The sequence below is a fragment of the Methanoculleus methanifontis genome, assembly GCF_030464365.1.
GTDB lineage: Archaea > Halobacteriota > Methanomicrobia > Methanomicrobiales > Methanoculleaceae > Methanoculleus > Methanoculleus methanifontis.
The window spans coordinates 15,873-29,247 of record NZ_VCYI01000006.1 but is presented as its reverse complement, the minus strand read 5'-3'; the positions used below and the strand labels follow the sequence as shown (position 1 = coordinate 29,247).

The 13,375-nt window shown below is 62.7% G+C and carries 10 protein-coding genes and 1 tRNA gene; 8 read left to right on the top strand and 3 right to left on the bottom strand.

The window, feature by feature from the left end; genetic code table 11:
• Positions 1 to 21: 21 nt before the first annotated feature.
• The gene (locus FGW20_RS05710) at positions 22 to 2,724 is read right to left on the bottom strand and encodes a cation-translocating P-type ATPase (RefSeq protein WP_437178573.1); all 2,703 of its coding nucleotides are present in this window, start codon (positions 2,722 to 2,724) and stop codon (positions 22 to 24) included.
• A 199-nt stretch (positions 2,725 to 2,923) separates the two neighbouring features.
• On the opposite strand from FGW20_RS05710, the gene FGW20_RS05705 reads away from it, so the two are divergent.
• From FGW20_RS05705 to FGW20_RS05680, 6 genes are all read left to right on the top strand, one after another.
• Positions 2,924 to 3,478 carry a type 1 glutamine amidotransferase domain-containing protein gene (locus tag FGW20_RS05705; protein WP_301677130.1) on the top strand — a complete coding sequence of 185 codons (555 nt, stop codon included), beginning with the start codon at positions 2,924 to 2,926 and terminating at the stop codon, positions 3,476 to 3,478.
• Between the two features lie 57 nt (positions 3,479 to 3,535).
• Positions 3,536 to 4,732 (top strand): HEAT repeat domain-containing protein, encoded by a 1,197-nt coding sequence (locus FGW20_RS05700; protein ID WP_301677129.1) that lies wholly within the window; start codon positions 3,536 to 3,538, stop codon positions 4,730 to 4,732.
• A 26-nt stretch (positions 4,733 to 4,758) separates the two neighbouring features.
• On the top strand, positions 4,759 to 5,286 hold the full coding sequence (locus FGW20_RS05695; protein WP_301677128.1) for a HEAT repeat domain-containing protein: 528 nt from the start codon (positions 4,759 to 4,761) through the stop codon (positions 5,284 to 5,286).
• A 41-nt stretch (positions 5,287 to 5,327) separates the two neighbouring features.
• Positions 5,328 to 5,564: a hypothetical protein gene (locus FGW20_RS05690; RefSeq protein ID WP_301677127.1), complete on the top strand. Its 237-nt coding sequence runs from the start codon at positions 5,328 to 5,330 to the stop codon at positions 5,562 to 5,564.
• An 88-nt stretch (positions 5,565 to 5,652) separates the two neighbouring features.
• Positions 5,653 to 9,516, top strand: a complete 3,864-nt coding sequence (locus tag FGW20_RS05685; RefSeq protein WP_301677126.1) for a DNA-directed DNA polymerase II large subunit — start codon at positions 5,653 to 5,655, stop codon at positions 9,514 to 9,516.
• Positions 9,517 to 9,921: 405 nt separating this feature from the next.
• Positions 9,922 to 10,004, top strand: a tRNA-Leu gene (locus tag FGW20_RS05680).
• A 117-nt stretch (positions 10,005 to 10,121) separates the two neighbouring features.
• Here FGW20_RS05680 and FGW20_RS05675 read toward each other — a convergent pair.
• Entirely contained in the window at positions 10,122 to 10,781 is a 660-nt protein-coding gene (locus FGW20_RS05675; RefSeq protein WP_367617924.1) for a DUF2115 domain-containing protein, read from the bottom strand.
• 148 nt (positions 10,782 to 10,929) lie between these two features.
• On the opposite strand from FGW20_RS05675, the gene FGW20_RS05670 reads away from it, so the two are divergent.
• Together FGW20_RS05670 and FGW20_RS05665 are read left to right on the top strand one after the other, a co-directional pair.
• The gene (locus FGW20_RS05670) at positions 10,930 to 11,064 is read left to right on the top strand and encodes an EVE domain-containing protein (protein WP_301677125.1); all 135 of its coding nucleotides are present in this window, start codon (positions 10,930 to 10,932) and stop codon (positions 11,062 to 11,064) included.
• 630 nt (positions 11,065 to 11,694) lie between these two features.
• Positions 11,695 to 11,838 carry a hypothetical protein gene (locus FGW20_RS05665; RefSeq protein ID WP_301677124.1) on the top strand — a complete coding sequence of 48 codons (144 nt, stop codon included), beginning with the start codon at positions 11,695 to 11,697 and terminating at the stop codon, positions 11,836 to 11,838.
• Positions 11,839 to 11,875: 37 nt separating this feature from the next.
• On the opposite strand, the gene FGW20_RS05660 is transcribed toward FGW20_RS05665, so the two are convergent.
• The gene (locus FGW20_RS05660; protein WP_301677123.1) at positions 11,876 to 13,156 is read right to left on the bottom strand and encodes a Fic family protein; all 1,281 of its coding nucleotides are present in this window, start codon (positions 13,154 to 13,156) and stop codon (positions 11,876 to 11,878) included.
• Positions 13,157 to 13,375 lie beyond the last annotated feature (219 nt).

Genomic DNA, 13,375 nt, shown 5'->3' with positions numbered 1-13,375 from the left:
CGGCGATCTCCCGCGCCGGGTTCAGCTCGACGCGGGAGATCCGCTCCGGACCCGCAGCCGGAGTATCTTGTACACCTCCCCGGCGAGCAGCACCGGCAGGCCGAGCAGGGCGAGCAGGCCCCAGTCGGCGAAGGTCAGGGGTGCAGTCCCGAGGAAGGCGTTGAAGATCGGGACGTAGACCACCAGCGCCTGGAGCGCGAGGCTCCCGAGGATGGCGAGGATCAGGGCGGGATTCGAGAAGAACCCGATCCGGTGGAGCGGGAACCGGAACGACCGGAAGTTCAGCACGTTGTAGAGCTCGAAGATGATGAGCCCGGTAAACGCCATCGTCCGCGCCCGGTCGAGGTCGACCGCGTAGAGGCCCATGAAGACGTAGATGGTCAGGAGCCCGAGCCAGACCCCCAGGATGAGGATGACGAGGTAGGCGCTCCGCGTGAGAATGGACTCCTGCGGGTCGCGCGGCCGTCTTTGCATGACGTCCTGCTCAGCGGGTTCGAGGCCGAGGGCGAGCGCGGTGAGGCCGTCGGTGACCAGGTTGATCCAGAGGATCTGGACGGGGATGAGGATCAGCGGCAGGCCGAGGAGGAGCGCGCCGACGATCGCGACGATCTCGCCCACGTTCGAGGAGAGGAGGTAGCGGGTGAACCGGCTGATGTTGTCGTACTCCCGCCTCCCTTCCTCGACGCCGGCGACGATGCTCGCGAAGTTGTCGTCCACGAGCACCATGTCGCTCGACTCCTTGGCCGCGTCCGTCCCCTTGATGCCCATGGCGATCCCGATACTCGCTTTCTTGAGCGCCGGGGCGTCGTTGACGCCGTCGCCGGTCATGGCGATGACCTGCCGGTCGCGGGAGAGGACATCGATCACCCGGAGTTTGTGCTCTGCGGTGACCCGGGAGAGGACTTTCGTTGTTTTGAGACGCTCCTCGAGCTCGTCGTCGCCGAGCGCTTCGAGTTCGGCTCCGGTCAGCGCCCCCTCGCTTGAGAGCCCAAGATCGCGGGCGATGGCGGAAGCGGTCAGCGGGTTGTCCCCCGTGATCATGATGACGTCGATCCCGGCACTCCGGCAGAGCCGGATTGCCTCCGCCGCTTCGGGCCGCGGGGGGTCGACGATCCCGGCAAACCCGAGGAAGACCAGGTCGGTCTCCACGGTATCGGCCGTCCACTCGATGCCGGCGGGGAGCGTGCGGCAGGCCGCCCCGAGCACCCGGAGCCCCTGCGACGCGTACTCATCGAGTTCGGCAAGAAGCGCGTCCCGGAGTTCGTCCGTGAGCGGGACGACCGAACCCCCCCGGAGAACCCGGGACGAGCGTGCGAGGAGGACCTCCGGCGCCCCCTTCATGTGGGCGACGTCTCCTTCCCCCTCCGGGTAGATGATCGTCATCCGTTTCCGGGTGGAGTTGAACGAGAACTCTTTCTCCGGCTCGGGGGCGTCGTCGCGGGAGAGTCCGGCCTTCTCCGCCGCGACCACGAGCGCCCCCTCGGTCGGCGTGCCGAAGACCCGCCATCCCCCTTCTTCGAGAGCGAGGGTTGCGTGGTTGCAGAGGAGGACGGTGCGGAGGAACTGCCGGAGCCCCGGGTCGGCGAGCGGGTCGACGGGCTTTTCCCCGGCGAGGAACTCACCTATCGGGAGATACCCCGCCCCGGTGACTGCGACCTCCGTATCGGCCGTCCGCACCCGGACGACCGCCATCTCGTTCCGGGTGAGCGTCCCGGTCTTGTCGGTGCAGATCACCGAGACCGCGCCGAGCGTCTCCGATGCCGGGAGGTGGCGGATCAGGCAGTTCCTCCGCATCATGGTCTTGATCCCGATGGCGAGCGTCAGCGTCACGACCGCCGGGAGACCCTCCGGAATCACCGCCACCGCGAGCGAGACGCCGACGAGGAACATCTCGAGGAGTCCCCGCTGCTGCAGGAGACCAACGACGACCACGAGAGCGGCGATCCCGAGGGCGATCAGCCCGAGATCGCGGCCGAGCCGATCCATCTGCCGCGCGAGGGGCGTCGTCTCGTCCGCGACCCGCTGGGAGAGGCCGGCGATCTGCCCGAATTCCGTCTCCATCCCGGTGGCGACCACAAACCCCCGGCCATGCCCGTTGACCACCGTCGTGCCGGCAAACGCCATGTTGCTCCGCTCGGCAAGGGGCGTCCCGGCAGGGAGCCTGCCCGGCGCCTTGTCCACGGGGGACGACTCGCCTGTCAGCGGCGCCTCGTCCACCTCAAGCGACGTCGCCTCGACGATGTAGATGTCGGCGGGCACCCGCTCCCCCATCTCGAGGAGGACGAGGTCACCCGGCACCATCCCCGACGCATCGATCTCCCGCCGCTCCCCGTCACGGACGACCACGGCATGCTGGACGAGCATCTTCCTGAGCGCCTCGATCGCTTCGCCGGCCTGCCACTCCTGCGAGTATCCGAGGATGGCGTTCAGAACAACGATGATGAGGATGGCGGCGGCGTCCAGGGGTTCGCCGGCGAGGAATGAGGCCGCAGCGGCGATGATCAGGATGACGATGAGGACGCTCTTGAACTGCTGCAGAAAGACCTGGAGACGGCTCTCCCGCGCCTCCTCGCGGAGGACGTTCTTCCCGTAGCGCTGCAGCCGCGCCTCTGCTTCGCCCGTGGAGAGACCCGACAGGTCGGCGCCGACCTCCCGCTCCACCTCCTCCGCGGAGAGGGTGTGCCAGTCAGGCAGAGGAGTCCCCCCCGGAGATTGCGCCTCCACCGGGTTCTCCAGTCGGCGCGGGCATATGTTCCCGGTTCTGCGCCTGGCTATAAAAAGGTATAGAGGTTGCTCATTCTGCTGTGAAACCGCCGCAGCAGCGGCAGGTTCGTCCTGGATCTCCCGGACCTCCGGCAGGATTATATCTTCGGGCGAACCGATCCGGTGCCGGGCCGGGCGACCGGTCCGGGGAGGAACGAGAATGAGCAGAATAGCAGTCCTGATCACGGATATGTTCGAGGATGTCGAGTATACGAAGCCTGCCGGGGCGTTCCGGGAGGCCGGTCACGATCTCGTCCACGTTGGCCTCTCCGCGGGGGAGACCGTGCACGGGAAGGCGGATAAAACACCGGTCACGATCGACCGGGCCGCGTCGGATGTCTCGCCGGACGACTTCGACGCGCTCTTCATACCGGGCGGCTACTCGCCCGACAAACTCCGGGCTCACGATGCGCCCGTCGAGTTCGTGCGCCGCTTCGTCGAGAGCGGCAAACCGGTTCTCTCCATATGCCACGCGCCCCAGCTCATGATCACCGCGCAGGTGCTCCGCGGCCGGAAGGTTGCCGGCTGGAAGTCCGTCGCACAGGATATCAGGAACGCCGGTGCGGAGTACGTCGACCAGGAGGTGGTCGTCGACGGCAACATCGTCTCGAGCAGGCAGCCGGACGACATTCCCGCGTTCATCGAGGCATCGCTCGCGAAACTCAAGGAGGCGTCCGGCCAGGAGGCCCGGGCTGCGGCTGCAGGGCAGCGGTGAGGCGGGAACCGCACCGCATAAACTCTTTATGGGTGCGGCCCGCACCTCCTCTTCAGGATGAGTCCTGCAGGTCTGTCGGGAGAGGCATGGAGCAGGCCCGCAGTCCTCGTCCTTGTCACGGCCCTCGCCGTTCTCCTGGACCTTGCCTTCGGCACGGTCGCGTACACCCACCTCTTCTACCTGGTGCTCATCCTCGCCGCGTTCTGGTACCGGAGACGTGCGATCGTCGTCGGGATTCTGCTCGCCATGATCCACGTTACCGTCTATTCCCTCCTCTACGGCACCCCGGACGCCGGCACCCTGGTGAGTGCGGGGGCCTTCGTCGTCGCCGCATACCTCCTCGGCTACCTCTTCGAAGCCGCGGGCAGGCGTGCCGGCGCTCTCCACTTTCGCATCGATGAGGCCGGCGGGGCCGCGTGCGACCGGAACACGAGACGGCTGATCGGCCGGCTCTCGAGCCGCGACCCCGATACCCGTTACCGGGCGGCGGGGTGTCTCGGCGACGCGGGCGTTCCTGCCGCGGTCGAACCACTCGCCGCTCTCCTCGCGGACCCTGAGGTCGGCGTCCGGTGGAAGGCGACGGAGGCACTCGGAAGACTGGGGTCCCCGGCCGTCGGGCCGCTCACGGAGAGCCTCAAGAGCGAGAACGTCGACGTCCGCTGGATGGCCGCGGTCGCTCTCGGCGATATCGGCGATCCCGCGGCGATTCCGGCGCTGATGGACGCGCTCGAAGACCCGGACACCTACGTCCGGAGCAGGGCGGCCCTGGCGATTGGGGCTATCGGCGAGCCGGCCCGGGAGGAGGCCATCGCCGCCCTCTCTGACGGGAACGAACGCGTCAGGTGGGGGGCGGCGATCGCGCTCGGGAGCATCGGGGGGGAGAGCAGCATTGCGGCCCTCGTCGAAGCGCTCCGGGATCAGGACGAGGAGGTGCGGCAGCGGGCCTCCGTTGCGCTCGCCGATATCGGCGAGCCCGCCGTCCAGCCACTCATCGAGGCACTCGGGACGGAGAGCGAACTCCTCCGGCGGGGGGCGATCGCCGCCCTCGGCCTTGTCGGGAAGCCCGCCGTCCCTGCGCTCGCGATGGCGCTCCGGCACGGCGACGACCGGCGCGTCCGCATGGGAGCCGCACGGGCCCTCGGGGAGATCGGCGATCCCAGATCGGCCGACAACCTGATCCGGGCGCTTGAAGATGAGCGGGAAGAGGTGCGCGAGGCTGCCCGGGAGGCGCTCGGCAGCATCAGGAAGACATAACAACAGCAAGTGTGCACCTGAACGCTATGACTGACAGAACCCGGATCGAGGAACTGATCGCCGATCTCCGGGACGGCCCTCTCGCGGCACGCCGGGCGGCGACCGCCGAGCTCGGTGAGAACGGAAAAGAGGCCGTAGAACCGCTCATAGACGTGATGGAGGCCGGGGACAACGATGTCCGGTGGTATGCCGCCCGTGCGCTGATGCGGATCGGAGAACCGGCGGTCGATCCCCTTCTCGCGGCGATACGCGGCGAGGACGACCGCGACTTCAGGCGATACGCCACAGCGGCTCTCGCGGAGATCGGCGCCGCCGCTGTCGAGCCCCTCATCAGCGTCATCGAGAACGCCGATCCCGACCTCCAGCCGTTCGCCGCGATGGCACTCTGCCGGATCGGGGATCCGGCGGTCGAACCGCTCCTCCGCCTGATGCAGAGTCCCGACCCGAAGACGCAGGAACGCGCCGCCCTCCTTCTCTGGAAGATGGGGGAGACGGGCGCCGAGCCGCTCACCGAGGCGCTGAAGGCGAAAAGCCAATCGGCGAACAATAAATGATCGAGACGCCTTCAGATCGTTAGGGCCTGGCGGCATCTCGTATGCCGGAGCCCCTCCTCCGGTTCTTTCAGGAAGGCGACCTCCGCGAACCCGGGAATGTTCTGGTAGCCGGTGCCTTTGGTACGGCAATCCCTGCCGCTCTTCTCGTGGAGCCGCCCGGCACCAACCTCATCCTCTGGGCCGACCTTCGCGCTGCGTTCGCGACCGGGCGGGTGGGCCAGATGCTCTCGCCGGAAGGGATCCGCACGAATACTATTCTTTTTTCCGGAATCCTCTGACGCTCAGCCCTTTGTTGTGGCCTGCCTGAACCGGGGCCGGCAGACCTGAACGAGTGCTCTAAATGCGTGAAGGGCCTATACTTCATGCATGGAGGTCTCGCCTGCTATCGCCCGGTACTTTGGCGAACTCGAAGGAGAGCTCGATGCCGCGATACGGCTCGCCGCCGCCGCACGCGCCCGGGGGCTCGATCCAAGAACGGAGATCGAGATCCCGGTGGCAAGCGACCTCGCCGACCGCGTGGAGGCGCTCCTCGGTTACAAGGGCATCGCGGCCCGGATACGGGAACTCGAGGCGGAGATGTCCCGTGAAGAGGCGGCGCTCCGGATCGGCGACGATTTTGCGGCACGGAAGTTCGGCGAGACCACGCCGGAGGAGATCCTCGATCACGCCATCCGTGCGGCGATGGCGCTCCTGACGGAGGGCGTGGTGGCCGCCCCGACGGAGGGGATCGGGAAGGTGAGTCTCGGGAAGAACGACGACGGGACGGATTACTTAAAGATCTACTACGCGGGCCCCATCAGGAGCGCCGGCGGGACGGCGCAGGCGCTCTCGGTGTTGGTGGGTGACTACGTGCGCCAGGCGCTCGGGATCAACCGCTACACCCCCCGCCCCGAGGAGGTCGAGCGCTACATCGAGGAGATCCGGCAATACAACAACATCATGAGCCTGCAGTATCTCCCGGGCGAGGAAGAGCTCCGGATGATCATCGAGAACTGCCCGGTCTGCATCGACGGCGAGCCGACCGAGCAGCAGGAGGTGAGCGGCTACCGGAACCTGGAGCGAGTGGAGACGAACACCGTTCGGGGCGGGATGGCGCTCGTCGTCGCGGAAGGGCTGGCGCTGAAGGCCCCGAAGGTCCAGAAGAACGTCCGGAAGATGAAGATACAGGGCTGGGACTGGCTCGAAGACCTGATCGGCGGTGGTGCATCGGCGAAGAGCGACGACGATGATGCAAGCGCCGCGATCAAGCCGAAAGACAAGTACATCCGCGACCTGATCGGTGGTCGGCCGGTCTTTTCCTACCCGATGCGCAAGGGCGGGTTCCGGCTGCGTCTCGGCCGGGCGCGGAATACCGGGTTTGCGGCAGCGGGTTTTAACCCGGCAACGCTGCACATCCTCGGCGACTTCCTCGCGGTCGGGACGCAGATGAAGGTCGAGCGGCCGGGGAAGGCGGCGGGGGTCGTGCCGGTCGACTCGATCCAGGGGCCGACGGTCAAACTCCGGAGCGGGGAGGTGCGCCGGGTGGACGACGCGGCGGAGGCCCGGCGGCTCGCGGGGCAGGTGGACGAGATCCTGGACGTCGGCGAGATGCTGGTCAGTTTCGGGGAGTTTATGGAGAACAACCATCCCCTGATGCCCCCGGCCTACTGCGAGGAGTGGTGGATGCTCGAGGGCGGCCCCCGCCACCCTGAAAACGAGCTCGAGGCGATCGAGTTCGCGTTCGACGGGGTTCCGCTCCATCCCGACTACACCTACATGTGGGACGACGTCGCCCCGGCCGATATCGCCCACCTCGCGGAAGCGGTCAGCACCGGCGGGACGATCGAGGACGGGATGCTGATGGTCCCGAACACCCCCGAGACGAAGGCGATCCTCGAGGAACTCCTGGTGCCCCACCACCTCACGGGGGACCGGCTGGCGATCCGCGAGCACCTGGTGTTCCTCGCCTGCCTCGGACTGACGCTGCAGCTTACGAAGCGGCCGGCGTGGCAGGACGCGCCGATGGAGAACTCGCTCGACCTCGTGGCGCACCTCTCGGGCTTTACGGTGCGCTCGCGGGCGGGCACCCGGATCGGCGGCCGGATGGGACGGCCGGGGAAGTCAAAGCCGCGGGAGATGCGCCCGCCGCCTCACTCGCTCTTCCCGATCGGGGACGAGGGCGGCGCCCGCCGGTCGTTCCAGGCGGCCTGCTCCTCGAAGCCCCGGTCGAACACCGACGGTGGAATCATCGAGGCGGAGGTCGGGGAGCGGCAGTGCCCTGCATGCGGCGCCTTCACTTACAAGAACCTCTGCGAGTGCGGGGCGCACACGAACCCGGTCTTCCGGTGCCCGAAGTGCGGCAAAGACGTCGGGCAGGAGGTCTGCCCCCGGTGCAACGCGGAGACGGTCTGTCTCCAGAAGGTCACGATCAACGTGAAAGCGGAGTACCTGGCGGCGATGGAAAACCTCGGGGTGCGCGAGTCCTCGGTCGCTCTCTTAAAGGGCGTGAAAGGCCTGATATCGCGCGAGCGGCCGGTGGAGCCGATCGAGAAGGGGATCCTCCGGGCGTTGCAGAACCTTTATGTCTTCAAGGACGGCACCGTCCGCTATGATATGATCGACCTTCCCCTGACCCATTTCCGCCCGGACGAGGTCGGTGTTCCGATCGAACGGCTCCGGGAACTCGGCTACACCCACGACACCTCAGGCCGGGAGCTCGTCTCGGACGACCAGGTACTGGAACTCCGCCACCAGGACATCCTGGTCTCGGAGGGCTGCGGCGAGTGGCTGGTCCGGGTGGCGAAGTTCGTCGACGATCTCCTGGTGCGGATCTACGGGCTCGAACCCTTCTATAATGCGGAGAAACCCCTCGACCTCGTCGGCCACCTCCTGATGGGGCTTGCCCCGCACACGAGCGCGGGGGTTCTCTGCCGGTTGATCGGGTTCTCGAAGGCCCCGGTCGGTTACGGCCATCCGTTCTTCCATGCGGCGAAACGGCGGAACTGTTTCTCCGGCGATACGGAGATCACCGTCTCCGACGGGCGGCGATGGACGACCGTCCCTATCCGACAGTTCGTGACGGAGAACTTTGATCTCTCAAAACCGGGGATTGACCACGTCGGGACGTTCTACTCGGATCCCCGGCAGCCGTTCTACGTCCGGAGCATCGACCCCCAGGGAAAGACGAGCCTGAAGAAAGTGACGTCCGTCTCCGTCCACCGCGCCCCGGCGCACCTCGTTCGGTTCGCGACACGACGGGGGAGGATCCTTACGGTGACACCCGATCACGCGATGCTGGTCTGGGACACGGATTACCTCCGGAAGGTCAAGGCGCTCGAGGTTGCGATCGGCAACCGCGTCCCGGTGGAGGAGGGTGGGCTTGTCGTGGCGGACGAGGTTGTCTCCCGCGAGACGGTGCAGGCGCTCGACGACCGGGTCTACTGCCTGACGGTCGCCGACAACCACACCCTGGTCGCGAACGGGATCTTCTGCGGGCAGTGCGACGGCGACGAGGACTGCGTGATGCTCCTCCTCGACGGGCTGATCAACTTCTCCCGCGCCTACCTCCCCGATACCCGGGGCGGGACGATGGACGCCCCGCTTGTCCTGACCACCCGGCTCGATCCGGCGGAGGTCGACAAGGAGAGCCACAACGTCGACGTCTGCGACCACTACCCGATCGAGGTCTACAATGGCTGTCTCACCTACACTCATCCAAAAGACCTCGACGAGTACGTCGACCGGGTGGAGCGGCGGCTCGGGACCGCGGCGCAATGCGAGGGGTTCTCCTTCACCCACTCGACATCGAACATCTCGGCGGGGCCGCTCGAGTCCACCTACACGAAGCTCGGGTCGATGCTCGACAAACTCGATGCGGAGCTCGATCTCGCAAAGAAGATCCGGGCGGTGGACGAGGACGATGTTGCCGAGCGGGTCTTGAACACCCACTTCATCCGCGACCTCCAGGGGAACCTGAACGCGTTCTCGAGGCAGAAAGTCCGGTGCATGAAGTGCAACGCGAAGTACCGCCGGATGCCGCTCGCGGGGAAGTGCACCCGCTGCGGGGGGCACATCATCCCGACGGTCCACGAGGGCTCGGTGAAGAAGTACCTGGAGATGTCGCGCAACATCTGCGCAACCTACGCGATATCGGACTACACGAAGCAGCGGGTGGAGGTGCTCTTCATGCAGATCGAGTCGACCTTCGGCGAGCCCCCGGAGAAGCAACTGGGGCTCGCGGATTTCATGTGAGGGCGGGTTGCACCACTTCACTGATTTTGACATCCGGTATTGAGCAATGCAGCCTCGTGTGACGACTTAAAACGGAGTTAGCACCACCTGGACACTGGGCTTCGCACCTTGCGGTGCTCGAGCTCTGTTCCTGACGGAACATCGCACTTCTCACCTGACGGTGCTCACGCTCCTGCCATTCTGGTAGTCGCACTTCGCGGCTTCGCGTCCTTCGCGTGAGGCTCTATCACCCCCACCGATGCTGAATACTCACGCGAAGCCGCGAAGAACGCGAAGGAAAGTCGATGGTTTGATCTCTGGGTGGACTGCCCAAACATTTTAGCGAAGTACTGAGACAGGGGTGTCCGTCCCGGCGGGGCCGGCCGCCATCAAACTCATTACTTCGTAGGTTCAAGAGGTACAGGCGCGAGTGTTACCGAGCGGCCAAAGGTGATCGACTCAAGATCGATTCTCGAAGGAGTTCGCAGGTTCGAATCCTGCCACTCGCATTCTGGTTTGTCAAAATATCTCGGAGTGCCAGGCTTTTTTCCACATACTCTGTATCACTCTATCTCGTGCCGATTCGTTTTGGAGTGTCCCCCCTCACCCTGGTTGCCCACCCGGAACTACCCGTCCTCGGTCTGCAGTGCGGGGCAGAAGTTGCAGATCGAGAACGGGACTTCCTTTTCGCGGTCACGGATGAGACAATAAAAAGACCCATTGTGCTCTTCGACCCGAAACCCTCCCGGGAACGGCATTCCCACCGGGTGACCCGGGCGGTCGAGCACGAAGATCGTAAATGCCGAGACCAGGTAATAAAAGGCCCGATGTCGGGGTGTATTCCGAAACGGGATCCGTTCCGGAGATTCATCCCGCCGGAAGCATCCATCGGGAATCATATTGCAGAACTCAACGAACGTTGCACGATCAGTGATCGGTTCGGTCATGGACCGGAACCGGCCCGACCGGTGCATGGCGAGAAGCTGGTGGTGAGCGCCGAATAACTGCTCGGTGATGAAGGGGTGCACCTGTTTCCGGTAGGGATCGGGCAGCCGGATAATCTCCGCGTGCAGCCGCCCCCCGATGATCTGAAGATCCATGAGCGAGTAACGACTGACTTCTTCGGCGAGGAGCAATCCGAGATCTCCCTTTGTTACCGCGGCCGCCATCCGCTGGACCATTTGATGGATTGCACCTGCTTCGTCCTCTGCCGTGATTGGATCGAACTCCTTCCAGTATGAGTATACTGATAATCTTCCATTAATCTGGCGGGCGTTGACAGACAAGTCCTCCCACCCCCAATCACCAGGGTCTTTGAGGTCACCTCGGCGATGTACGAAGATACATCCCGGATACTCACTGCACCGGTGAACCTCGGTAGCGAAGTCTTCCCGTGGTGGATCAACCTCAGGCCCACAGGATCTTCGACCCCCGGTGGAGTTCAAACCGCTTATCCCGGACCTGAAGTTTATCACCAACAAGAAGATGTGGTCGGGGCATATCCGTGGTCAGGCGATGCAGGAGATCCCGGAGGAGGACTACCAGTTGATCATGAGCCAGGGTGGTTGAAGCGCTGCATGATCGGGGACCGGCGGGAGGACTATGCAATCGCCGGGGTTGACCCTGCGCAGAGAATGACAGCAAGTGACAGCACGTTGACAGCAGTTGCTGTCATTCTGCTGAAAACTGCTGTCATTGCTGTCATCATCGGGGTCGTGAACGAGATCATCGACCACATGGTGCTGCCTCTCAAACTGGCCGGTATTCCTTGCAGTCTTCGTTTGTGCCTCACGAGCCCTGGACCGCCATCTCGATTGCATAGGTCCAGGGCTCGCCCTTTGCCGCCGGGGGCAGGGTCGGCCGCTGGCAGCGTTGGCAGCATCTGCTGCCAACGTCAGGATCGCTGTCCGGGCGGACAGGGCCCCGAACCTTCCCGGGATCTGCTCAGTGGTCAGATTCCTGAACTACTAATTTAGTAGAAATTAGTAGTTCGTTAGTAGTTCGCGGCAGCGAAGCCCGGCACTTGCTAACACCACGATACGTGGATTCGTCCCGGTCGATTCACCTAGGCCCCAAATAATCCAAACATTGGGGGTAATATGGATAATTCCCCTAACAGACCCTCATGAGACGGAGAGCCAAAGGATCCGGACTACTGATTCCGATAATAATATTTCACCGAACGACGATTGTGAAACCATGGCAAAGCCGCTGGAAACCGGACTGGAACTGACCGGGGAGGATGCGCTCTGTTTTCACCGGTATATGGAATGCCACGAAGCGCTGCCGCAACGCGGGCGTGAGATGATGCGGGTAGCGGTTCGGCTGACCGAGAAGGAGTAACTCCGATTACCATAGGTATCTGAACGATATCACGGGGTCATTCTCTCAAACCCCTGAATATGAAGATGTACTCCTTGCCCGATTTCTGCTTCGCCAGATATCCCAACTTTTCGAGATGGAAGAGATCGTTTCTCGCTGTTCCATACGCCACACGGTATGTCTCGACGATCTCTTTGATTGTAATCGGCTTACCCGGGTGTTTAATAAGGAACTTGATGATCTCCGCCTGGCGAAGACTCAGTCCTTCGCTCTTCTGGAGAATGTTTAGCGCCTGTCTGCTCTCTCTCTGCTTTTTCTCGATATACTTCTGGATATTGTCGACCGCGGTTTTTACTGCGGTGAGATTGTAGCGGATGAAATACGTGAGATCGTTCTCATCACTCTCGGTATACTGGTATGCGAGTTTATATTGCCCTTTCGTGTCTTTTATCGCTCTGGATACCGCCATGTATTCGAACAGCCAGTAGTCCTTCCGGAGCATGTACCAGTACAAGATACTCCGTGCAGTCCGACCGTTTCCGTCATTGAACGGATGTACGTATCCTATCAGGAAGTGCAGGATGATGCCTTTGATCACAGGATGGATGAACTGCCCTTCGTCGTTATTTGCAAAGGCACAGAGTTCCTCGATGAGTCCTTCGATAGACGCGAAATCGGGAGGCGTGTGCAGGACATTGCCCCGCATATCAAAGACCCTGATCTCGTTGTTATCCCTGAATCTCCCTTCGTCGTTCGGATCTTCGAGCGTATCCCGGGTGATGGTCTTGTGGATCTCTAAGATCAACTCCGGGGTCAGATCTTCGTCTTTTACCTGAGTGATCCTCTTCATCGTGATGTAGTTATTCAGGATCATCCTCTCGTCTTTCGTGGCGGGCTTCCTCCTTTCACGGAGCATCTTTTTTGCAATCGTCCTCGTGACTGCGGCTCCCTCGATCTGGCTCGATGCAATCGCCTCCTCCATCAGGGAGTTGATGATAAACTGGTCCCGATCGTGGGGCAGCGAATCGAGGCCGGATGAGATGCTTCCCGCTGCCGATTTGTCAAGGCAATGAAGTTTTTCGAGAAACGCATCCAGGAGATTATATTTCAACTGGAGATCATCGAACATCACATATTTCATATCCTTCTTTCTGAAGGTCTTCATCAGTATCCAGACATAGAGGGGATCTACCGGAAGATCGCGCCGTTTCAACTCATCCCAGTGCAGATATTTTTGGTTGTATTTGAAAACTGCGTCGATTACATCTCCAGTATCCGCATACTCCCAGGCCTTTTTAACATCTGCCGGAGAGTATTCTGGGGTGTGAGGGAGATTCATGCTTAAATTTCATCTATGGCTTCGATCCTTCTTATCATTATCTATCAGTTTGTTACATTTTGATAGATATTGTAAGTGAGGCAGTATGTCGTGCATCATCGCCAGCGATAAGGCAGGTTCAGTTTGAACGAAAGAAGATCGTGCGATCCGGGATCATAATCTATCAGTTTGATACATTCTGATAGATCCTGTAAACGAGATGATAGCATGGTTGTCCCG